Origin of the sequence: Corynebacterium otitidis ATCC 51513 (assembly GCF_000296405.1) — a bacterium.
GTDB lineage: Bacteria > Actinomycetota > Actinomycetes > Mycobacteriales > Mycobacteriaceae > Corynebacterium > Corynebacterium otitidis.
Map to the genome: position 1 here is coordinate 317,619 of NZ_JH815194.1, position 22,367 is coordinate 339,985.

Consider the following 22,367-nt stretch of genomic DNA (forward strand, 5'->3'; position numbering starts at 1 on the left):
GGCGCTTCGCGCCGCGGGCTTCGGCGAGCACCACCGCCGCCGGGTCGCGACCGCCCGGTAGGCGGCCCGCCCGGCGCGGCCGGCGGCCCCGCTATCGTGGTGCCCATGCGGATCGCCACGTGGAACGTCAACTCGGTGCGCAGCAGGGCCTCGCGGATCGTCGACACGCTCAAGCGCCACGACATCGACGTGCTGGCCATGCAGGAGACGAAGACCCGCGACGAGTCGTTCCCCTACGACGCCTTCGCCGAGGAGGGCTACGAGTGCGCCCACGTCGGCTACAACCAGTGGAACGGGGTGGCGATCTGCTCGCGGGTGGGGCTGTCGGACGTCGCGGAGGGCTTCCCGGGCCAGCCGGGGTTTGCGAAGGACCCCGCGGCCGAGCAGAGGGTCGAGGCGCGCGCCGTGGGCGCGACGTGCGGCGGGGTGCGGCTGTGGAGCCTGTACGTGCCCAACGGCCGCGAGGTCACCGACCGGCACTACGCCTACAAGCTCTCGTGGCTGTGGCGGCTTGGCGACTACGTCGCGGGCGAGCTGCGCCGCGAGCCCGGGCAGCGCCTGGCGATCATGGGCGACTTCAACGTCGCGCCGCGCGACGAGGACGCGTGGAACATCGAGTTCTTCGCGGGCAAGACCCACGCCACCGAGCCGGAGCGCGCCGCCTTCGAGGCGCTCGGCGAGGAGGCGGGGCTTAACGAGGTGTCCCGCCAGTTCACGAAGAAGGAGCGCTTCACCTACTGGGACTATCAAGACCTGCGCTTCCCGCGGAACGAGGGGGTGCGCATCGACTTTCAGCTCGCGAGCCCGACGCTCGCGAAGGAGGCGACCGCCGGCTTCGTCGACGTCGAGGAGCGCGCCGCGAAGGGGGCCTCGGACCACGCGCCGGTGGTTGTCGACTACGATTTGCCCCCGAATTTCGATGACGTGCGCTAGCCGCCTGCGCGGCGGGGCGGGGCTCTCGGTGATCGGCGGGTAAGTGACGGTGTCCTTCGACTGGATGTCGTGGTCGGTGCTTGGCTTGGTGGTCGACTACGCGATCAAGATCGTCGCCTTAGGCTACGTGCCCGAGGGGCGGCGGCCCTCCTCGTCGGCGGCGTGGCTGCTCGCGATCTTCCTGCTGCCGTTCATCGGGCTGCCGCTCTTCCTCCTTGTGGGCAGCCCGTACATCAACCGGCGCCGCGACCGCATCCACCAGGAGGCGCACGCGATGATCGAGGACGTCCAGAGCGAGGTCCCCGACGTGCCGCCCAAAGCGGAGCTCACCGCGCCGGCGACCGCGACGATCCGGATGATCAGGCGGCTGACGAACCTGCCCGCGGTCGCGGGCTTCAACCGGGGGCTCTACACCGATTATCGGGCGACGATCGCCCGCATGGCCGCCGCGATCGACGAGGCCGAACGCTACGTGCACGTGCAGATCTACGTCACCGCCTGGGACGAGACGACCGATCCGTTCTTCCGCGCCCTGCAGCGGGCGGTGGCGCGCGGGGTGACGGTGCGGCTCCTCTTCGACCACATCGGCAGCCGCAAGTACCCGGGCTTCAAGAAGCTCGGCAGCAGGCTCACGGACATCGGCGTCGAGTGGCACATGATGCTGCCGCTCAAGCCGTTCAAGGGCCGCTTCCGCCGCCCGGACCTGCGCAACCACCGCAAGCTCGTGCTCATCGACGGCCACGTCGGGTTCATCGGCTCGCTCAACATGATCGACCGCGGCTATCTGCTGCGCCGCCACCGCCGCCACGAGCGGCAGTGGGTCGACGCCATGGTGGAGATCGCCGGGCCGATCGTCGACTCGATGGAGATGGTCTTCGCCGTCGACTGGTACCTCGAGTCGGGCGAGACGCTCTTTCCCACCGCGCACCGCCACCCGCAGGCGGTGCCCGCGGGCGAGCGCGACGCGCTCACCACCGTGCAGGTCGTGCCCTCGGGGCCCGGGTACACGACCGAGCCGCACCTTCGGGTCGCGAACGCGCTCATCCAGCAAGCCCGCCACCGGGTGGTGATCTGCAGCCCGTACTTCATCCCCGATGAGTCGATGCTCGAGTCGGTGACCTCGGCGTGCTACCGCGGGGTGCGCGTCGAGCTGCTCGTCAGCGAGCGCGCCGACAGCTTCATGGTGCACCACGCCCAGTCGAGCTACTACCAGGCGCTCCTCGAGGCCGGCGTGCGCATCTACCAGTTCCCCGAGCCGTACGTGCTCCACACGAAGCTCATGCTCGTCGACCCCGGCCCGGTCGGGGAGACCGCCCTGTCGCAGCGCGACTCGGCCGCCGCGCGCCCCGACCCGGCGGAGCCGTGCCGCCCGATCGGGCTCATCGGCTCGGCGAACATGGACATGCGCAGCTTCTCCCTCAACTACGAGGTGTCCCTCCTCGTCGCGGAGGGCGGCCTCATCGACGAGCTCACCGACCTGACGCGCTCCTACGTGGCGGTCTCCCCGGAGCTCACCATGGCGACGTGGAGCGAGCGCACGATCGCGCGCCGCTACCTCGACAACGTCATGCGGCTCGTCTCCGCGCTCATGTGAGCCCCGCCCGCGCGGGTGGGCGCGGCGGCGGGCCTAGTTCTCCGCGCCGGCGTCGCGCAGCCGCTCGAGCGCGAGCTCGCGCAGGCGCGGGAAGGAGCTGCGGAACGCGGGCAGAAGCGGCAGCTCGTCGACGTCCTCGAAGGGCACCCAGCGCAGCTCGAGGGACTCGTCGTTGGGGTCGGTGGCGTCCCGCAGCCCGCTCGCGGTGCGGCCGATGACCGTCGTGTAGGTCCACCCGCCGGGCAGCTCCGGGCGCTCGGGGTCGCCCGGGTAGGGCCCGGCGGTGACGATCTCCCCTAAGACGCCGACCGCGCCCGCGGCGAGGGCGGTCTCCTCCTCGGTTTCGCGCAGCGCCGCCTCGACGGCGCTCTCGTGGGAGTCGCGCGCCCCGCCGGGCAGCGCCCACGTGCCGCCGTGGTTCGTCCACGGCGCGCGGTGCTGCAGGAGCACGCACCACCCGCCGGGCTCGGCGCGCGCGACGAGGAAGAGGCCCGCGGCCCCGAACCTGCCCCACACGCTCACGCCGTTCGGGCCCGCGGCCCATCCGTTCCCGTCTCCCCTCATTGGCCCCACACTAGCCAGCCCCGCCAGACGGGGGCGGCCGAATGTGTCCTCGGGCACCCCGCTGCCGTTATGGTTAAGGAATGACCGGTGCGCGCGAGGGACAGGGCGGCTCGTGGCGCGGCCGCCTGCGCGGCCGCCCGGAGCGGCGGCAGCGCCGCCAGGACGTCTCCTACAGCGAGGCGGCCCTCCCGCAGGACACCGAGGACCACTGGCTCGACGAGGTCACCGACCCGCCTGAAACGAAACGGCGGCGCCGCGCCCGGCTCTACGACACGTTCGCCGCGCCCGCGGCCGCCGCGCGGCGCATGTGGCAGTTCATCTCCACGACGCCGGGCAAGATGGTCACCCTAACCCTCATCCTCGCGCTCGCGATCTTCGCCGCCGGCTACTCGATGTCGCAGTCCGCGCAGTCCAGGCAGGCGGACCTCGACGTGCTGCTCTCCACGACGGAGCCGACGAGCTACTCGACCCACCACCTCTACACGTCGCTGTCCTACGCGGACACCCTCGCGACCACGTCGATGCTCCTCGACGGGGTGGAGTCCCACTCCGCGCAGCACGCCTACTACCGGGCGCTCGACCGCGCCTCGCAGGCCGCGTCCGCGGTGGCCGCGGGCCTGCCCTCGGGCGACGAGCGCTCCGCGGAGCTCATCGCCTCGATCCAGCGGCAGGTGCCCGTCTACGCCGGGCTCATCGAGACCGCGCGGGTCAACCACCGGCAGGGCAACCCGGTGGCGATCTCCTACATCGCGGAGGCGTCCGCGCTCATGCGCGAGGACATCCTCGTCGACGCCGGCGAGCTGTTCCGGCAGACGAGCAACGAGGTGCGCGAGCAGCAGGCGCAGCTCGCCCGCCCGCAGTGGGTGCCGCTCTCGGGCCTGGGCGCCGCGGTGCTCTTCCTGCTCATCGCCCAGTGGTGGCTGTGGCGCATCACCCGCCGCCGGCTCAACCGCGGGTTCCTCGCCGCGACCGCGCTCATGATCGTCGCGATCGTGTGGGTCTCGGGCTCGAACATCGCGACGTGGTACGCCGGCAACCAGGGCTTCGAGCGCGCCACCCAGCCGTGGGACTCGCTCACCGACTCGCGCATCCTCGCCCAGGAGTCCCGCACCGAGGAGGTGCTCTCCATCGTGCGCCGCCAGCAGGCCGACGGCCTCACCTCCGGCTTCGAGTCCTCCACCGCGGCGATCGAGTCGGCCCTCGACGACGCCGAGGGCGCGCTTAGCGAGGCGGAGGACTCCGACGCCGCGAGAGGCCGGGTCGCCGCCGCCCGGGAGGCGCTCGCCGACTGGGAGGACGGCCACGCGGCGCTGCGCGACGCGCTGCGCGGCGGCGAGTTCGACGAGGCCGTCACCCTGGCCAGCGAGCCCGCCTACGACCAGGACTCCACCCCCACCGCTGCGGCCGCCTACCGGCGGCTCGACGACGCTCTCGCCGACCTCATCGCCGAGTCGCGCAGCGCGATGCGCGTCGCGATCGCCGACGGGCTCGCCGCGACAAGGCTGGTGTCCTTCTCCGTGCTCGCGCTCTCGCTCGCGGCGGTCATCGCCGTCGTCGCCGGCATCCGACCCCGACTCCAGGAGTACCTGTGACCCGCCAGAGAACGACGGCCCGCGCCGCGGCGGCCGTGTGCGCCGCCGCGCTCGCGCTTTCCGCCTGCGGGATCGTCGACGACCAGTCCGAGCCGCCGCCCGCCGAGGCCCCGCCCGGCGCGGAGGAGCCGCGCGCCGCGGGCTTCGGCCCGCCGCTGCCGCTCGGCGCGGAGGTCGAGCCGGCCGGCGCGTACCCGCCGCAGGACACCCCGCCGGCGCACATCAGCGCCTCCCTGCGGCCCGGCCCGGGCGGCCCGGAGGACCGCGTGCCCGAGATCCTCGAGCGCGGCCGGCTCGTCGTGGGCGTCGACCAGTCGCTCAACCTCATCAGCTACCGCGACGCCGCCAGCGGCGAGCTCGACGGCTTCGAGGTGGACCTCGCCCGGGAGATCGCGCGCGACATCTTCGGCGACCCCGAGGCGGTCGAGTTCCGCTTCGTGGAGTCGGCCGGGGGCCTGGACACGCTGGCCAACAGCGACGTCGACGCGGTGATCCGCACGATGACGATGACCCCGGCGCGCGCCGAGCAGGTGGCGTTCTCCGCGCCGTACCTCGAGGCCGCCACCAGGCTGCTCGCGCTCAACGGCTCGGGCATTAGCTCGGTTGACGACCTCGCCGACCGGACGGTGTGCGTCGTGGACAACACCACGGGCCTGCAGACGGCCCGCAAGCACGCGCCGCGCTCCCCGATCCTGAAGACCCGCAACTGGTCGGACTGCCTCGTGGCGCTGCAGCAGGACCAGGCCGACGCGATCCTCTCGGACGACACGCTGCTCTCCGGGATCGCGGCGCAGGACTCCCTCACCGAGATCGTCGGCCCGCCGCTCGACCGGGGCTTCTACGCGGTGGCGCTGCCCCCTGGGCGCGACGGGCTGGTGCGTCAGGTCAACGCGACGATCGAGCGGATCGGCGAGGATGGCACGTGGCGGGGCATGCACGAGGCGTGGTTCGGCTCCTCGCTGCCCACCCCGCCGGGCCCGCCCGAGCCGCGCTACCGGGAGGAGGACTCCGATGAGTGACCGCCAGGCGAAGCGGCGCGACACCCGCCCCGAGGGGCCCGCGCCCCGGCGCGACGAGGTGCCGCGCGACGACGAGGCGGGGCTCGTCGACCAGCCCACCCAGGCCGCGGCGTACGTCCCCACCGAGGCGACCGCGGCGGTCTCCCCCGGCGGGGAGGAGCCGGGATCGGCGACGCAGGCGGTGCGCTTCGACCCGTTCGCCGACGAGGAGGACGAGGACGACGAGCCGCGCAAGGCCCGCCAGATGCCGCAGCTCACGAGCGACTCGCACCGGGAGGCGATCTCCGCGTTCCGGCGGGGCGCGACGCGCACCTCCTCGCGCACCGTCGCCGAGGGCATGGTCGACCTGCCGTTCATCCCGCTCGTCGCGCCCGCGGACGCGCTCATCGACCCGGAGGCCGCGGCGAGGCGCGACGGGGTCGCGCCCCCGCAGCTCAAGGCGGGCGACATCGTCGCCGGGCAGTACGAGATCATCGGCACCATCGCGCACGGCGGGATGGGCTGGATCTACCTCGCCAACGACCGCAACGTCGCCGAACGCCTCGTCGTGCTGAAGGGCATGCAGGACAACCTCGCGTCCCACGACGCGCAGGCCGCCGCCGCGGAGCGCGAGTTCCTCGCCGACATCACCCACCCGGGCATCGTGAAGATCTTCAACTTCGTCGACGACCCGCGCATCGAGGGTGGCTTCATCGTCATGGAGTACGTCGGCGGGCCCTCGCTGCGCGACCGGATGCGCGACCAGCCCGACGGGCTTCTGCCCGTCGACGTGGCCATCGCCTACGTGCTCGAGGTGCTGCCCGCGCTCGACTACCTCCACGCCCGCGGGGTGGTCTACAACGACTTGAAGCCCGACAACATCATCGTCACCGAGGACCAGGTCAAGCTCATCGACCTGGGCGCGGTCTCAGGTATCGGGAGCTTCGGCTATATCTACGGCACGAAGGGCTTCCAGGCGCCCGACATCGTCACCGAGGGCCCCTCGGTGGAGAGCGACATCTACACCATCGGCCGCACGCTCGCGGCGATGACCGTGCGCCTCGAGGTGGAGGACGGGGCGTATGCCCCGGGTCTGCCCTCCCCGAGCGAGGTGCCGCTGTTCAACCGCTACCTGGCGTTCTACCGGGTCATCGCGCGCGCCACGCACCCGGACCCCAGGCAGCGGTTCCACAGCACCAACGAGCTGCGCAACCAGCTCTACGGGGTGCTGCGCGAGATCCTCGCGCTTCGCGACGGGCGGCAATTCCCCGTGCAGCACTCGGTGTTCTCCCCGCAGCGGCGCACCTTCGGCACGAAGCACATGGTCTTCCGCACCGACCAGCTCATCGACGGGACGGACCGCTCCGCGCGGATCACCGCCCCGGAGGTCGTCTCCGCGCTGCCGACCCCGCTGGTCGACCGCTCTGACCCGGGCGCGGGGCTGCTCTCCGGGTTCTCCTACACCGAGCCCGAGGAGGCCCTCGAGCGGCTGCGCCAGGCCAGCGCCTCGGAGGAGTACACTCGCTCCACGGAGATCCCGCTGGGCATCGTGCGCACCCTGCTGGACCTGGGGCTCACCGACCGGGCGCGGGAGCGCCTCGCGGAGCTCGCCGAGGAGCTGCCCCACGACTGGCGCGTCGAGTGGTACCTGGGGATCACCAACCTGCTCGTCGACGAGTATCCGGCCGCCCAGGAGCACTTCTTTCGGGTGCTGCGCACCCTGCCCGGCGAGTCGGCGCCGAAGCTCGCGCTCGCCGCGGTCGACGAGCTCGTCCTCCAGGACCAGGGCCACGACCACGACGCGTTCCTCGACGAGCAGACGATCCGCGCGATCGCCGGCTTCAACGGGCCGGTCGCCATCCCAGAAGAGGCCTTCACCGACCTGCAGGAAGAGTGGGGGCACGTCATGTCGGACCCCGCGGCGCTGCGCTTCCACGCGATCCGGCTCTACGCGCTCGTGTGGGTCACCAACCAGCAGACCGTCTCCTCCGCGTTCGGGCTCGCCCGCCAGCTGCTGGCCGAGAACCACATCGAACGCGCCGTCGCCGCTCTCGACCGGGTGCCGCAGGCCTCCCGGCACCACCGCATGGCGAAGCTCACGACGATCCTGCAGCTCGTCTCCGGTGAGCTCACCGAGTCGCGCATCCGCCGCGCGGCGCGCCGCCTCGAGGAGATCCCCACCAACGAGCCGCGCTTCCTGCAGATCAAGACCGCGGTCCTCGCCGCGGGATTGAACTTCCTGCGCGACGCGGGCGTGGAGTCCTCCGCGTCGAAGAACAAGCTGTTCGACTACCCGTTCACCCAGACCGGGCTGCGCGCCGGCATCGCCGACGCGCTGCGCCGCCAGGCGCGCGGCGCGCAGTTCGCGCGCCACCGCTACGCGCTCGTCGACATGGCCAACCAGGTGCGACCGGTCACCTGGTTCTAGCGAACCGGGAGCGCTGCGCCGACGAGTAGCGCTCTGGGCCCCGCGCCGGAGGGCGCCGCCGCGGAGGCCAGGCGCCCCGGTCGCGGCCGCGGCCAGGCCGTTGTGGTGTACGGGCGAGGCGCACGGGTCGGTTTCCGGGGGTTTCCCGTTCCGCTATAACGGATCGGCGGCGTCGAGGACCTCTTTGCGCAGCCCCTCCGAGGCGAAGAGGATCTCGAAACCGAGCAGGTATCCGTCCTTATCGGCGTCGATGATGACTTGCGTAACCCCGTTAGGTGTCTCGATAAACCCAACCTGGTGCTCCGCCTCCCCGTCGCGAATGGGAGAACCCAATGTCACGTACGCGGCGTCGACCTCTTCGTCGTACGAGATACGCATTCCTACCCCTTCGTTAGCGTTGCGGTTTCCCGCTCTTTAGGGCCTGTCGCGCCGTTCGGCGAAGGACGCCCCGGCGCGGGCCTGAGAACAATCGTTTCTTCCAAAGCGAGCTACCACCCCAACGCCGGCCCCACAGGGTTCTGCGGGGAGGTCTTTACCTTGACCGCTTAGCCGGGCGCCCCTGGGCCCGGCGGCGCCCGCGGCCATAGCGGAGCGAACGCTCAATCCAGGTTCCGCTCCGCATGTGGGCCGAAAACCGGCCGCCGCCGAGTAGGTTCATCCGATCGTATCCGCGAACAGCGGAACCGCAATCGCGAAGCGGGAACAACGACCGGGGTGGATTAATGACCTGAAATCGAGGTTTTCTTCGCCGAACGACTCACACGCGTTCCTGTACGCGGATCCAGGGCCGCGCCACCACAACCGCCGGCCTCGGCGGCCGCCGCGCGAACCCCGAAACGGCCCACCGGGCGCTCCCGCCGCCAGACCGTCGCGCCGCGGGAATCTTCGAAGACGCGAGCGGCCCCGGCCCCGCCGAGGGGCGGGCCGGGGCCTTTTGCGCTTCTAGCGTTTACTGCTGCGCGCTGAACCGCGCGGCGTGCCGGGCGATCGCGAGCTCCTCGTTGGTGGGAACGACGAGCACCGTGACCTTCGAGTCCTCGGCGGAGATGACCGCCGGGCCCTTGGCGTTCTTGTTCTTCTCCTTGTCGAGGACGATGCCGAAGCCCTCGAGGCCGTCGAGCGCCGCCTCGCGCACGGCGGCCACGTTCTCCCCGACGCCGGCGGTGAACGTGATCGTGTCCGCCCCGCCGAGCACCACGAGGTAGGAGCCGAGCGTGCGGCGCAGCTGGTGGATGTAGACGTCGAACGCGAGCTTCGCGTTCTCGTCGCCCTTGTCGATGAGCTCCCCGAGCTGGCGGAAGTCGTTCGCCCCCGCGAGCCCCTTGAGCCCCGACTTCTTATTGAGCAGCTGGTCGATATCGTCGATGCTCAAATCCGCGTTGCGGGCGAGGTGGAAGACGATGCCCGGATCCAGGCTGCCGCTGCGCGTGCCCATGACCAGGCCCTCGAGCGGGGTGAGCCCCATCGTCGTGTCGACCGGGCGGCCGCCCTTGATCGCCGAGGCGGACGCGCCGTTGCCGAGGTGGAAGATGATCTGGTTAAGGTCCTCGACCCTCTTGCCGAGGTGATCGGCGACGCGCCCGGCGACGAACTCGTGGCTCGTGCCGTGGAAGCCGTAGCGGCGGATCGAGTGCTCTTCCGCGACGTCCCTATCGATCGCGTAGGTGCGCGCCGCGGCGGGCAGCTCGTGGAAGAAGGCCGTGTCGAACACGCCCACCTGCGGCACGTCGGGCAGCGCCTCGCGCAGCACCTCGACGCCCTTGATGTTCGCGGGGTTGTGCAGCGGCGCGAGCGGGATGTTGTCCCGCGCGGCGTCGAGGACCTCGTCGGTGATGATCACCGGCTCGGAGAAGTCCTGCCCGCCGTGGACGAGCCGGTGGCCGACCGCGACGACGCCGAGCTTCTCCAGCGAGGCGTCGTTGTCCGCCAGCAGGTCGAAGGCGCGGCGCAGCCCGTCCGCGTGGTCCTCGATGCGGCCCTCGACCTCGGCATCCTGGCCGTTGATCGTGGCGCGCACCGCGCCGGTCTCCTCGCCGATGCGCTCGACGATGCCGACGACGAGCGGGGCGGCCTCCGCCCCGGCGTCCGGGTCGAGCACCTGGAACTTGATCGAGGACGACCCCGAGTTGATGACGAGAACGTGGGTCATGGGCTTAGTTACCTCCAGCCTGGATGGCGGTGATCGCCACCGTGTTGACGATATCGGGCACCGTGGCGCCGCGGGACAGGTCGTTGACGGGCTTGTTCAGGCCCTGCAGGACGGGGCCGACGGCCAGCGCCCCCGCGGAGCGCTGCACCGCCTTGTAGGCGATGTTCCCGGCGTTGAGATCCGGGAAGATGAACACGTTCGCCTGCCCCGCCACCTCGGAGTCGGGCCGCTTCTTCTTCGCCACGCCCGGGTCCATCGCCGCGTCGAACTGCAGCGGCCCGTCGACCGGAACGGACTTGTCGAGCTCGTGGGCCACCCCGAGCGCGGCGGAGACCTTGTCGACGTCCTCGCCCGCGCCGGACGCGCCCGTCGAGTAGGACAGCAGCGCGACCTTCGGGTCGAGCCCGAAGCGCTTCGCCGTGCCCGCGGAGACCACCGCCATCTCGCCGAGCTGCTGGGCGGTGGGCTTCGGGTTGACCGCGCAGTCCCCGAAGCCCCACAGCCGCCCGCCGAGCACCATGAAGAACAGCGAGGACACGATCGACGCGCCCGGCGCGGTGCGGATGATCTGCAGCGCCGGCCTAATCGTGTCGCCGGTGGTGTGCGCCGCGCCGGAGACCATGCCGTCGGCCTCCCCGGCGTGGACGAGCAGCACCCCGAAGTACGTCTCGTCGCGCACGAGCTTCTCCGCCTCGGCACGCTCGAGGCCCTTCGCGCGGCGCAGCTCGAGGAGCGTCTCGACGAAGCCGTCGGCGCGCTCGTCGGTCTTCGGGTCGACGATCTCCGCGCGGCTCAAGTCGAGGCCGAGCTCCTTCGCGCGGGCATCGATGTCGTCCTTCTCGCCGAGGATGATGAGGTCGACGATGTCCTGGTCGAGGAGCCGGTGGGCGGCCTCCAGGATGCGGTCGTCGTCGCCCTCGGGCAGCACGATGCGCGCCGGGGTGTCCTTCGCCTTGTCGAGGAGGAAGCGCTCGAACACCTCGGGCGAGATGACCTCCGGGGGCTGGGTGGCGGCGGCCTCGGCGACGAGCTTCGCGCCGGCCTCGCCGGCCGCCTCACCGGCGGGGAGTACCCCGGCGAGCGTCGCGCCGACGTCCTCGGCGCGGGTGGTCGCGAGCTTCGCGCGCGGGCTGTCCTCGTCGGCCACGACGACGAGCGGGGCGCGCAGCACCGCCGCGGCCGACGCGTCGAAGGCGAGGTCGCCGGTGCCGAGCACGAGGGCGTGGCCCTCGTGCTCGTTGGCGTGGCGCAGAAGCTCGCCGAGGTCGAGCTCGTGGGAGGCCAACTCCCAGCTGTCGAGGCCCGCCTTCTCGGCGAGCGCCGCGACGTCGATGTCGCCCGCGCCGGACGGGCTGATCACCACGGAGGTGTGGCTCGGTGTCGGTGCCATGCTGCTCCTTAGCGGTAGGAAGAAGAAGGTAAGAGTGATTCTTTAGTTTCACCGTCGCGGCCGCGTCGAGGCGCGCGCAGCCGGCGGAAAGTGTCGTGTGGATCACTATAGTAGGGCGATCCGGGGCGCCGCCACGAAACTTTCGCTCATTCTCCTTCCCCACCCCGCCGCCGCGCCTCGGGGCGGCGGCGACGCCCTTTCCCGCCCCCGCGGGGCCCAGTAGAATCCGGCGGTGATGGGCGCCGGCCGATCCCCCGCGCGGGGCTCGCGCCGGCCGCCCGCTTAACCCTGCACGAACGAGTTTTCCCACACCGAGGTTGAAGTCTTATGTCACGTCCGCTGCGCGTCGCGGTGATCGGCTCGGGCCCGGCCGGCATCTACGCGTCCGATCTCCTGGTCAAGGCCGACCAGGAGGTGTCCATCGACCTGTTCGAGAAGATGCCGGCCCCCTTCGGCCTCATCCGCTACGGCGTCGCGCCCGACCACCCGCGCATTAAGGGCATCGTCAAGTCGCTGCACCGCGTCCTCGAGCAGGACGACATTAGGCTGCTCGCCAACATCGAGATCGGCCGCGACGTCACCGTCGAGGAGCTGCGCGACTTCTACGACGCGATCGTCTTCGCCACCGGCGCGACCGGAGACCGCAACTTAAACATCCCGGGCGCCGACCTGCCCGAGTCCTACGGCGCGGGCCAGTTCGTGGGCTTCTACGACGGCAACCCGAACTTCACCCGCGACTGGAACCTCACGGCGAACAAGATCGCCGTCATCGGCGTCGGCAACGTCGGCCTCGACATCTCCCGGGTGCTCGCGAAGACCGCGGACGAGCTCCACACCACGGAGATCCCCGACAACGTCTACGAGGGGCTCCACGAGAGCGCCGCGAGCGAGGTGCACATCTTCGGCCGGCGCGGCCCGGCGCAGGCGAAGTTCACCCCGATGGAGCTCAAGGAGCTCGACCACTCGGAGAACATCGAGGTCATCGTCGACCCCGAGGACATCGACTACGACGAGGCCTCCGAGGAGGCCAGGCGCGCCTCGAAGTCGCAGGACCTCGTGTGCCAGACGCTCGAGGGCTACGCCATGCGCGAGCCGAAGGACGCGCCGCACAAGATCTACATCCACCTCTTCGAGGCCCCGGTCGAGATCCTCGAGAAGGACGGCCACGTCTCGGGCCTGGTCACCGAGCGCCAGGAGCTCGACGGCGAGGGCGGGATCCGCCCGACCGGGAAGCAGACGACGTGGGACGTCCAGGCCGTCTACCGGGCGGTGGGCTACCGCTCCGACCCGGTCAACGGCGTGCCCTTCGACGAGAAGAAGAACGTCATCCCCAACGACGGCGGCCACGTGCTCGACGGCCCCGAGGGCGAGCAGGTCGCGGGCCTGTACGCGACCGGCTGGATCAAGCGCGGCCCGGTTGGGCTCATCGGCAACACGAAGTCCGACGCGAAGGAGACCATCGGGATGCTCCTCGAGGACTACGATGCCGGCCGGCTCGCCGAGCCCGCCCACCCCGAGCCCGAGGCGATCACCAAGTTCCTCGAGGACCGCAAGATCGCGGTGGCCACGTGGGAGGGCTGGCACCGGCTCGACGCCGCGGAGCGCGCCCGCGGCGAGGAGGAGGGCCGCGAGCGCAAGAAGCTCGTCGAGTGGGAGGACATGATCGCCTACTCCGGCCCGCAGGACCCCAGCAAGGAGTCCTAGCGGCGGAGGCCGCTTAGGCCCCGTAGATAGATAGAGCATCCGCCCGCCCCGGTTCGCCGGCGGCGGGCGGGCGTTTTATTCGGCGGCCGGCTCCGGCTCGGCCGGGGCGGGGGCGGGCCCGTCGGCCTCGATGACGATGCGCTCGGCGCAGCGCTGCGCCCGGTCGAGCGCCTCGTCGCAGTCCTCCGCGGTCGCCAGAGTCATGCCCATGCGGCGCCCGACCCTGGCGGGCGACTTCCCGAAGAGCTCGAGGGTGGACTCCGGCACGGCGAGCGCCTCGGCGAGCCCGTCGAAGGTCACCGACTCGGCGTCCACGGGGCTGGTCACCATCGACGCCGCCCCGGGGGAAACGAGCGTCGTGTCGATCGGCAGGCCCAGGATCGCGCGGGCGTGCAGGTCGAACTGGCTGAAGCGCTGCGAGCACAGCGTCACCAGGCCCGTGTCGTGGGGGCGGGGATACACCTCCGAGAAGTACACGTCGTCCCCGGAGACGAACAGCCGCACGCTCAACACGCCGCGCCCGCCGAGCTCGGTGGCGACCCGGGCCGCCACCGAGTGGGCGTTTTCTAAGGCCCGCTCGCTCATCGCCATCGGCTGCCAGCAGTCGATGCGCTCGCCGGAGTAGTAGTGGTGGCCCACCGGCTCGCAGAACCACGTCGCGAGCTGCCTCGTTGCCGGGTCGAGGGAGCGCACGACGAGCATGGTGACCTCGTAGTCGAAGTCGACGATCCGCTCGACGACGATGCGCGGCGCGGCGACCCCGGCGGTGAGGCTGCGCCACGCGCCGTCGGCCTCGTCTTGCGAGGAGATGACGACGTGGCCGCGCGCGCCCGGGCCCGCGTAGGTGGGCTTCGCGATGCAGGGGAAGCCGATCTCCTCGATCGCGGCGTCGAACTCCTCGCGCTCGGAGACGAAGTTGTAGGCCGTGGTCGGCAGGCCGAGCCGCTCGTCGGCGAGCCTGCGGATCGTCTCGCGGTTGACGCACAGCTTCGTGGCCTTCGCGCTCGGCACGACCACGGCGACGTCCTCCGCCTCGACGGCCTCGAGCACGTCGGTGGCGACGGACTCGATCTCCGGGACGATGAAGTCCGGCCGCACCGCGGCGATGAGGCCGTTGATGCGCTCCGGGTTGTTGACGTCCAAGACGTGGGCGACCTGGGCGACCTGCTGGGCGGGGGCGGTCTCGTCGCGATCGACGGAGTGGACCTCGACGCCGAGCCGGTGCAGCGAGATCGCCAGCTCCTTGCTGAGCTCCCCGGCGCCGAGCAGCATGACGCGCGTGGCCCCCGGGCTCAGCGGGGTTCCGATGGTCTCCGGAATGAACATGGCGACCATCCTAGCCGCGGGCCCGCGGCCCGCCCGCCCCGCGAGTGGTACCCGGGGAGGGGCTAGTTCTCGGCGGCGATGTCGTGGAGGGCGATGGTGTCGTCGCGGCCCGGGCCGACGCCGACATACGAGATCCGGCAGCCCGAGAGCTCCTCGAGGCGGCGCAGGTAGTCCTGCGCCCGGCCGGGCAGCTCCTCGAAGGTGCGGCAGCCGGAGATGTCCTCGTCCCAGGCGGGCATCGTCTCGTAGATGGGCGTCGCGTGGTGGAACTCCGACTGGGTGAGAGGCATCTCCTCGTGACGCTCCCCGTCGACGTCGTAGGCCACGCAGATGGGGATCTCCCCGATGCCTGTGAGCACGTCGAGCTTGGTGAGGAACAGGTCCGTGAAGCCGTTGACGCGCGCCGCGTAGCGCGCGATGACCGAGTCGTACCAGCCGCAGCGCCGCGGCCGGCCGGTGTTGACGCCGAACTCGCCGCCCACCTTCTGCAGGTGCTCGCCCCACTCGTCGAAGAGCTCCGTGGGGAAGGGGCCCGCGCCCACGCGGGTGGTGTAGGCCTTGACGATGCCGAGCACGTGGCTCACCCGGGTCGGCCCGATCCCGGAGCCCACGCACGCGCCGCCGGCGCTCGGGTTCGAGGACGTGACGAACGGGTAGGTGCCGTGGTCGACGTCGAGCATCGTGGCCTGCCCGCCCTCGAGCAGCACCGTCTCGCCGCGGTCGAGCGCCTCGCCGAGCACCCGCTCCGACTCGATGACCATCGGGCGCAGCCGATCGGCGAACGACAGGAGGTACTCGACGGTCTCCTCCGGGTCGATGGCCTTGCGGTTGTAGAGCTTGACGAGGATCTGGTTCTTCACCTCGAGGGCGGACTCGACCTTCTGGCGCAGGATCGACTCGTCGAAGAGGTCCTGGACGCGAATGCCCACCCTAGAGACCTTGTCGGCGTAGGCCGGGCCGATGCCCCTACCCGTCGTGCCGATCGCGCGCTTGCCGAGGAAGCGCTCCTGCACCCGGTCGAGCACCTGGTGGTAGGGCGCGACGATGTGCGCGTTGCCCGAGATCCTCAGCCGGGAGGCGTTCGCGCCGCGCGCCTCGAGGCCGTCGATCTCCTCGACGAGCGCCTGGAGGTTGATGACCACGCCGTTGCCGAGCACCGGGGTGGCGTTCTCGGAGAGGATCCCCGCGGGCAGGAGCTTGAGCTCGTACTTCTCGCCGCCGACGACGACGGTGTGCCCGGCGTTGTTGCCGCCGTTCGGCTTGACCACGAAGTCCGCGTGCGCCCCGAGGATGTCGGTGGCCTTACCCTTGCCCTCGTCGCCCCACTGGGCGCCGACGATCACGATTGCCGACATGGGTGTCTTACCTACCTCGCGCTCCCGATCGACTGAAGTTGTGCGTATGAAGAGAGTCCGCCAGCCGCCGGGCGGCGGGCCAGGAAGGGAGTCTACTATCCCCGCCGCCCGCCCGCCGGGGGAGCGCCTGGTCTCGCGGCCCGGGCGGGCGGGTAGCATGCGGCGCCATGAGCGTGCTCGTCATCCGCTGCGGGCCTCAGGCCCGCGAGCGCGCGGGCGAGGCCGCCCTCGCCGGCGCCGGCGCCGGCCCGGCCCCGATCGTCCACGACGCCGCCGAGGCGCCCACCCGCCGGGAGCTCAAGCCCCTCGACGAGGAGGCGAAGAGGGTCCTGCCCGAGGACCCCACGCCGTCGCTCGCCGAGATCGCGAAAAGCCCCAACGTCTCCCACCTCGGGGCGCCCCGGCCCTCCCCGCAGCGCCCCGCCGAGCCGCTGAGGGTGGTCGTCGTCGGCGAGGATAAGGGCCTCGGCGCGGTGCTCACCCGCGCGATGCGCGGCGATTACCTCTTCGCCGAGGTCGCCTACGTGCCCCTCGATGACTCCTCCCCCGCCGCGACGAACCTCGGGCTCGGCCGCGCCGGCGACCCGCTCGCCTTCGCGCTGAACGCGCCCGCGCGGCCCACGCCGCTCGCGCGCACCGACCAGGGGCTCGCCGTGGCGGGCTCCGCGAGCGTCGAGCGCGACGGCGGCGGCGAGTTCCTCGGCGAGGTCGTCGTCGACGACGAGACGATCCTCTACCGCGGCGGGGACGACGATGACGCCCCGCGCCCGCTCTTCGGGCGCTACGGGGTCAGGCTCGTGCCCATGCTCGACGCCCCGGGGCTCGCCGCGGCGGCGCTCGCCACGCCGAGCGCCCCACCCGAGAGCGGGCGGCGCCCCGGCTGGTGGCGCCGGCGGTTGGGAAGGCTCGACGCGGCGACGCTGTATCGGCTGTGGTCCAACGCCGTCACCCGCCCGCTCGTGGCGGGCGCCCCGCAGCCGGCCGGCCTCACCGCACCTGGCAGCGTCGCGACCGGCCGGGCGGTGCAGTGCGGCGGGCGCGACATGCGCGTCGTCGTCGACGGGGTGCCCGCCCGCCGGCCGGTGAACCGGGCGACGTTCTACCGGCACCTGCGCGACGCGCAGCTCGTGCGGCCCTAGCGCCGCGCACCAAGGAAGCCCCGCTCCGGCCGGTCGCCGGCGCGGGGCTCGGTGGTGTGTGACGGGTCTGTGGGCGCGTCTTCTAGCGCTCGGCCCCGCGGTAGGTGTCGCCGGCGTCGCCGGGCTGCTGCCGGGCGTCGGTCTCCTCGGGGGCTGGGGGCTGCTCGTCGGTGGTGGGCTCGTGGGGGCCCTGCCACACCTCGGGGTGGAAGGCCGGGTGCTTCGAGGTGGGCACGAGCACCGCGAGCGAGCTCTCCCTAGACATGCCGCAGGCCTGGAGGAGATCGACGATGATCGAGCGGGACTGCGCGAGGATCACCGCCGCGGAGAGCACCCCGCCGTCGGCGATGTGGTTGCCCGCCCTCGAGCCGAGCTGGCGCAGCTTGTTGACGAGGATGGGGATCTCCGCGGCCTCGGCCTTGTGGGGCTTGCGGCTATAGAGCTCGGAGAGCTCGAGCGTGATGTCGGAGAGCTCCTCGATGATGTCGATCTGTTCCTCGGAGACCGAGTCCTTATCGGAGGTGAGGATCACCGCGCGGCGGGCGAGCACGCGGGTGTTGCGGATGACGTTGTCCACCGGGACGAGCAGCCGCTCAAGCGTGCGCACCCGGGAGCGCGAGCCCCACATGAACGGGGAGATGCGGCTCGACTCGCGGCCGGACTTGCCGGCGTCGAGCATGCGGTTGATGTCGTTCTGGGTGCCGCGCACCGCGGCGAGCGCCCGCTCGAGGGTCTCGACGTCGCGCTCTTTGAGAGCGACGGACACGTCGTGGAGCACCGAGGAGGCGATGCCGAGCACCTTGGAGACCTCCTGGCGGCCCGCGGTGAGCGGGTTGTTGGGCAGCGCCCCGATGGTGATGAGCCCGACGGTGCAGCCGACGATCGCGTCGATGACGCGGGAGGGCCCGGAGACCGACTGGGAGACCATCGCGTCGGCCTGGCTCGCGGCGGCGATGAGGATCCCGCCGATGGCCATCTGGTTGCTCACCAGCGCGGACTTCGAGATGAGCGAGGCGAGCAGCAACGTGACCAGGACGGTGAGACCCATCTGCACGAGCCCGGAGCCGAGCAGCGGCACGGCGAACTCGGCGACCGCGACGCCTAGGATGCACCCGGTCGCGAGCTCCACGGCGCGCGGCATGCGGTCCCCGCCGGACACGCCGAGCACGATCATCGCGGAGATCGGCGCGAAGAAGGGCATGGGGTGCCCGAAGACCTCGTGGGCGACCCCGAAGGACACCGAGGTCGCCACGACCGCCTGGAGGATGAAGGGCAGCCTCTTGCGCAGGCGCTTGAGGCGGGCGATGAGCGAACGGTCCACGGCCTTGAGGCGGTCAAGGGTGGAGATTCTTTCCATGGCAGCCACCATAGCGCCCGCGCGGGCGCTAGCTGCGGCCGAGCGAGGTGCCCGCCGAGTGGAGGTCCTCGCAGGCCTCGACGACGCGCTGCGACATCGACTCCTCGGCCTTCTTGAGATAGGAGCGCGGGTCGTAGACCTTCTTGTTGCCGACCTCCCCGTCGATCTTGAGGACGCCGTCGAAGTTGGCGAACATGTGGCCCGCGATCGGGCGGGTGAACGCGTACTGGGTATCCGTGTCGACGTTCATCTTCACCACGCCGAAGGAGAGGGCCTGCTCGATCTTCTCCTTCTCGGAGCCGGAGCCGCCGTGGAACACGAAGTCGAAGGGCTTCTCGTCGCCGCTTAGGCCCAGCTTCTTGCGGGCGACCTCCTGGCCCTCGCCGAGGACCTCCGGGCGGAGCTTGACGTTGCCGGGCTTGTAGACGCCGTGGACGTTGCCGAACGTCGCGGCGAGCAGGTAGCGGCCGTGCTCGCCGGTGCCGAGCGCGTCGATGGTCTTCTCGAAGTCCTCGGGCGTGGTGTAGAGGTTGTCGCCGGCCTTCGCCTGGACGCCGTCCTCCTCGCCGCCGACGACGCCGATCTCCGCCTCGAGGATGGTGTTCGCGGCCTTCGCGCGCGGCAGGAGGTCCTTGGCGATCTCGAGGTTCTCGTCGATGGGGATCGCCGAGCCGTCCCACATGTGCGACTGGAACAGCGGGTCCTCGCCGGCGTCGACGCGCTTCTGGCTGATCGCGAGAAGCGGCCGGACGAACTCGTCCAAGACCTCCTTCTGGCAGTGGTCCGTGTGCAGCGCGACGTTGACGCCGTAGTTCTTCGCGGCCTCGTGCGCGAACGCGGCGAGCGCGACCGCGCCGGCGACCTTGTCCTTGACCGCCAGTCCCGAGCCGAACTGGGAGCCGCCCGTGGAGAACTGGATGATCCCGTCCGAGCCCGCCTCGGCGAAGCCCTTGAGGGCCGCGTTGATGGTCTCCGAGGAGGTGCAGTTGATCGCCGGGTACGCGAAGCCCTCCTGCTTCGCGTGGTCGAGCATGTCGTTGTACACCTGCGGGGTCGCGATCGGCATGGCCGCAATACTCCTTTGCTTCCGGGTGGGTGTGAGCGGCCCGGCCGGGGTGCGGGCGCGCCGCGCGCCCCGGCGGGTCTTCCGGAAACGATTATGCCAACTCGCGGCCCCAGGGTGGGGAGGCTCAGGCGGGCGAGGGCTCCTGGCTTGCCGCCCACGCTTCGACGCGGGCGGCCGCCTCGAGCAGCAGCCAGCCGGAAAGCTGGATCGACAGGTCGCGCTCGGTGATGCGGATCATGCCCGCGGACTCGGCGATCGAGCGGGGGCCCAGCCCGAAGTTGTGGGGTAGGCGGGCGTCCTCCGTCCAGTCGGAAGGGAACACCGGCAGCCCGTCGACCTCGAGGCGGTGGCTCCACACCGACTCCGCGGAGCGGCGCACGAGCTTCGCTGCGAGCTGCTTCGCGGAGCGGTTCGCCGGGTTGTCGGCGGGCAGCCGCACCGCCGCGTCCGCGAGGTAGCGCGCAAGTATCCCCTTGAACAGCCCGCCGTCGCCTTCGCCGGTCTCCCAGTCGATGACGCCGGTGGCGTCGGCCATCTCGGCGGAGATCGCGTGCACCAGGGAGCGCGCCGTGGTGATGTAGGGCATCGACTCGTCGGCGCGCTCCGCGTCGGCGTACCCGCGGATCCGCCGGTCCCTGGCGAAGCCGGCCTTCTCCCGCAGCGCGAGGGTGATCTCCACGCACGCGCCCAGCGTGGTGCCCTGGTTGGAGGGGTGCACCCCCTTGGCGAGCTCGCTGCCGTGCATGTTGCGGCGCAGCCCGTCCATGATGAGCCCGTCGTCGTTGCGCAGCCGGTCGATGATCCAGTCGGTGATCAGCCGCGCCTCGTCGAGCCGCCCGGTGCGCGCGAGCATGATCGCCGCGGGCCCATTGGCCGGCACGTTGTAGTACGTCTGCCCGGCGCGCCACGGCAGCGCCCCGGCGAGCTCGTCGATGCCGCCGGCGACGTCCTCGCGCAGCGCTTCGAGCCCGCGTCGGTGGGGCTTGACGTGCTCGGCGGCGCGGCCCAGCGCGAGCGCGAGCCACGCCTTGTCGTCGTAGTCGCGCAGCGTGGTCAGCGGCCGGATGTGGCGCGTCCGCACGCCGCGGATCGTCTCGCGGATGCGGCGCCGCCTGGCGGCGGTGCCGCGGCGCTCGTAGGCGTCGACGACGCAGTCGAGGTAGTGGGCCTGCCACCAGCAGTGCCAGCGGAGGAAGAGCAGCTCCTTGAGGTTCGCGGGCCACGCCACCACAGCGAGGTTGGTGCGCGGCAGGCCCCACAGCTTGCGCGCGTGCCGGTCAGTGACCGCGGCCTCCGCGAGGTCGGCCCGGTGCGACCACTTCTCATCCACGATTGCCTGGTTCTTTCTTCTCCCCATCGACGACGGCGGCGCCCGGCCCGCCCGGCGCCGCGCGGGCGTCGGGGGCCGGCCCGTGGGGCGATTGTAGTCGAGCGGCTACCAGGCGCGGCCCAAATCGGCGTGCTGCCTGATCCAGGCGTGCATGGCGATGCCGCCGGCGACGCCGACGTTGATGGAGCGCGTCGAGCCGAACTGCGCGATCGAGCAGGTCATCGACGCGGCTTTTGCGGCCTCGTCGGTGATGCCGGGGCCCTCCTGGCCGACGATAAGCAGGCAGCGCCGGGGCAGATCCGCGGTCTCTAGGGGAATCGAGCCGGGCGTGTTGTCGAGCGCGACGATCGTCAGGTCCTCGGCGCGCGCGTAGGCGGCGAGCTCGGCGATCGTGTCGTGGTGGCGCAGGTGCTGGTAGCGGTCGGTGACCATCGCGCCGCGCCGGTTCCAGCGGCGCCGCCCGACGATGTGGACGGTGTCAACGGCGAACGCGTTGGCGGTGCGCACGATCGTGCCGATGTTGCCGTCGTTGGAAAAGTTCTCGATCGCGACGTGCAGGTCGTGGCGGCGGGAATCGATGTCGGCGCGGATCGCCTCGCGGGTGAGGTAGCGGTAGGCGTCGACGACGTTGCGGCGGTCGCCGTTGTTGAGGAGCTCCGGGTCGAAGCGCGGGTCGCTCGGCGCCGGCTCGCCGGGGTGCTCCTCGGCCCAGGGGCCCACGCCGTGGCGGCCCTCGCCCCACTCGGTGGGCCCCGGGGCGGGGTCAGTCAAGCCCTAAGTCCCCGAGCCCGAGCAGCGAGCGGTACTCCAGCCCGGCGTCGGCGATCGCCTCGGCGGCGCCGGTGTTGCGGTCGACGACGGTCGCCACGCCGACGACGGTGGCGCCCGCCTCGCGCAGCGCCTCGACCGCGGTGAGCGGCGAGTTGCCGGTCGTGGTGGTGTCCTCGACGGCGAGCACGCGGCGCCCGGCGACGTCGGGGCCCTCGACGCGGCGCTGCATGCCGTGCTTCTTGGCCGCCTTGCGCACGACGAACGCGTCGATCGGGCGGCCCGGCGCGTGGAGGATGGAGGTGCCCACCGGGTCGGCGCCGAGGGTGAGGCCGCCGGCGGCGTCGTAGTCCCAGTCGGCGGTGAGCTCGCGCAACAGCTCCCCGACGAGCGGGGCGGCCTCGTGGTGGAGGGTGATGCGCCGCAGGTCGACGTAGTAGTCCGCGGTCCTGCCGGAGGAGAGGGTCACCTCCCCGCGCACGACGGCCAGCTCCTTGACGAAGCCCGCCAGCCGGTCGAGCTTGTCCGCGTTCACCTCGGGGAGAGCCACCCCGCATCACCCACCTTGCGTGCCGGGCCGCGGCGGCATCGCCGCGGCGGTGTTGTCGTGTCGTTCGTTCCCCGCCAGCCTAGCGCGGCCGGGCGCGCCCGCCGGAGCGGCGCCACGGGACCCC

Annotated in this window: 18 protein-coding genes; 7 read left to right on the forward strand and 11 right to left on the reverse strand. The window is 71.6% G+C overall.

Translation table 11 applies throughout. The annotated features are described in order from the left end of the window. Positions 1 to 105 precede the first annotated feature (105 nt). Positions 106 to 933 (forward strand): exodeoxyribonuclease III, encoded by an 828-nt coding sequence (locus tag HMPREF9719_RS06850; protein WP_004601265.1) that lies wholly within the window; start codon positions 106 to 108, stop codon positions 931 to 933. A 43-nt stretch (positions 934 to 976) separates the two neighbouring features. Further along, the gene (locus tag HMPREF9719_RS06855) at positions 977 to 2,527 is read left to right on the forward strand and encodes a phospholipase D-like domain-containing protein (RefSeq protein ID WP_004601266.1); all 1,551 of its coding nucleotides are present in this window, start codon (positions 977 to 979) and stop codon (positions 2,525 to 2,527) included. A gap of 33 nt (positions 2,528 to 2,560) precedes the next feature. On the opposite strand, the gene HMPREF9719_RS06860 is transcribed toward HMPREF9719_RS06855, so the two are convergent. After that, the gene (locus HMPREF9719_RS06860) at positions 2,561 to 3,091 is read right to left on the reverse strand and encodes an NUDIX hydrolase (protein WP_004601267.1); all 531 of its coding nucleotides are present in this window, start codon (positions 3,089 to 3,091) and stop codon (positions 2,561 to 2,563) included. Positions 3,092 to 3,171: 80 nt separating this feature from the next. Between HMPREF9719_RS06860 and HMPREF9719_RS06865 the strand changes: the two genes are divergently transcribed. From HMPREF9719_RS06865 to HMPREF9719_RS06875, 3 genes are read left to right on the forward strand one after another with little or no spacing between them, the layout of a single operon-like run. Next, the gene (locus HMPREF9719_RS06865) at positions 3,172 to 4,683 is read left to right on the forward strand and encodes a membrane protein (protein WP_004601268.1); all 1,512 of its coding nucleotides are present in this window, start codon (positions 3,172 to 3,174) and stop codon (positions 4,681 to 4,683) included. After that, a complete protein-coding gene (locus HMPREF9719_RS06870) occupies positions 4,680 to 5,702 on the forward strand; it encodes a glutamate ABC transporter substrate-binding protein (protein ID WP_004601269.1) in 1,023 nt (340 codons plus the stop codon). Before HMPREF9719_RS06865 ends, HMPREF9719_RS06870 begins: the two co-directional genes overlap by 4 nt. Then, a complete protein-coding gene (locus HMPREF9719_RS06875; protein WP_004601270.1) occupies positions 5,695 to 8,109 on the forward strand; it encodes a serine/threonine-protein kinase in 2,415 nt (804 codons plus the stop codon). The genes HMPREF9719_RS06870 and HMPREF9719_RS06875 overlap by 8 nt, the downstream gene beginning before the upstream one ends. A gap of 153 nt (positions 8,110 to 8,262) precedes the next feature. Here HMPREF9719_RS06875 and HMPREF9719_RS06880 read toward each other — a convergent pair whose 3' ends face one another. The 3 genes from HMPREF9719_RS06880 to pta form a co-directional block, all read right to left on the reverse strand. Beyond that, complete coding sequence (locus tag HMPREF9719_RS06880) at positions 8,263 to 8,487, reverse strand: DUF2283 domain-containing protein (protein WP_004601271.1); 225 nt, start codon at positions 8,485 to 8,487, stop codon at positions 8,263 to 8,265. Between the two features lie 571 nt (positions 8,488 to 9,058). Next, on the reverse strand, positions 9,059 to 10,258 hold the full coding sequence (locus HMPREF9719_RS06885) for an acetate/propionate family kinase (protein ID WP_004601272.1): 1,200 nt from the start codon (positions 10,256 to 10,258) through the stop codon (positions 9,059 to 9,061). Between the two features lie 4 nt (positions 10,259 to 10,262). Further along, entirely contained in the window at positions 10,263 to 11,648 is a 1,386-nt protein-coding gene (gene pta, locus HMPREF9719_RS06890; protein WP_004601273.1) for a phosphate acetyltransferase, read from the reverse strand. A gap of 327 nt (positions 11,649 to 11,975) precedes the next feature. Here pta and HMPREF9719_RS06895 point away from each other — a divergent pair, with 327 nt between their 5' ends. Next, entirely contained in the window at positions 11,976 to 13,352 is a 1,377-nt protein-coding gene (locus HMPREF9719_RS06895) for an FAD-dependent oxidoreductase (protein WP_004601274.1), read from the forward strand. Positions 13,353 to 13,427: 75 nt separating this feature from the next. Here the strand turns inward: HMPREF9719_RS06895 and purT are convergent, their stop codons facing one another. Beyond that, positions 13,428 to 14,678 (reverse strand): formate-dependent phosphoribosylglycinamide formyltransferase, encoded by a 1,251-nt coding sequence (gene purT / locus HMPREF9719_RS06900; RefSeq protein ID WP_004601275.1) that lies wholly within the window; start codon positions 14,676 to 14,678, stop codon positions 13,428 to 13,430. 62 nt (positions 14,679 to 14,740) lie between these two features. Further along, positions 14,741 to 16,033 carry an adenylosuccinate synthase gene (locus HMPREF9719_RS06905; RefSeq protein ID WP_004601276.1) on the reverse strand — a complete coding sequence of 431 codons (1,293 nt, stop codon included), beginning with the start codon at positions 16,031 to 16,033 and terminating at the stop codon, positions 14,741 to 14,743. A gap of 167 nt (positions 16,034 to 16,200) precedes the next feature. On the opposite strand from HMPREF9719_RS06905, the gene HMPREF9719_RS06910 reads away from it, so the two are divergent. After that, a complete protein-coding gene (locus tag HMPREF9719_RS06910) occupies positions 16,201 to 17,172 on the forward strand; it encodes a hypothetical protein (RefSeq protein WP_004601277.1) in 972 nt (323 codons plus the stop codon). A gap of 82 nt (positions 17,173 to 17,254) precedes the next feature. Here the strand turns inward: HMPREF9719_RS06910 and HMPREF9719_RS06915 are convergent, their stop codons facing one another. The 5 genes from HMPREF9719_RS06915 to pyrE all read right to left on the reverse strand — a co-directional run bounded on the left by HMPREF9719_RS06915 (position 17,255) and on the right by pyrE (position 22,243). Beyond that, positions 17,255 to 18,529, reverse strand: coding sequence for an FUSC family protein (locus HMPREF9719_RS06915; RefSeq protein WP_004601278.1), 1,275 nt, complete (start codon positions 18,527 to 18,529; stop codon positions 17,255 to 17,257). Between the two features lie 28 nt (positions 18,530 to 18,557). Next, a complete protein-coding gene (gene fbaA, locus HMPREF9719_RS06920; RefSeq protein ID WP_004601279.1) occupies positions 18,558 to 19,595 on the reverse strand; it encodes a class II fructose-bisphosphate aldolase in 1,038 nt (345 codons plus the stop codon). Between the two features lie 124 nt (positions 19,596 to 19,719). Beyond that, positions 19,720 to 20,925 carry a glycoside hydrolase family 76 protein gene (locus tag HMPREF9719_RS06925; RefSeq protein ID WP_004601280.1) on the reverse strand — a complete coding sequence of 402 codons (1,206 nt, stop codon included), beginning with the start codon at positions 20,923 to 20,925 and terminating at the stop codon, positions 19,720 to 19,722. A gap of 105 nt (positions 20,926 to 21,030) precedes the next feature. Then, positions 21,031 to 21,696: a TrmH family RNA methyltransferase gene (locus HMPREF9719_RS06930; protein WP_004601281.1), complete on the reverse strand. Its 666-nt coding sequence runs from the start codon at positions 21,694 to 21,696 to the stop codon at positions 21,031 to 21,033. Further along, positions 21,689 to 22,243: an orotate phosphoribosyltransferase gene (pyrE, locus tag HMPREF9719_RS06935; RefSeq protein ID WP_004601282.1), complete on the reverse strand. Its 555-nt coding sequence runs from the start codon at positions 22,241 to 22,243 to the stop codon at positions 21,689 to 21,691. The genes HMPREF9719_RS06930 and pyrE overlap by 8 nt, the downstream gene beginning before the upstream one ends. Between the last annotated feature and the right edge of the window lie 124 nt (positions 22,244 to 22,367).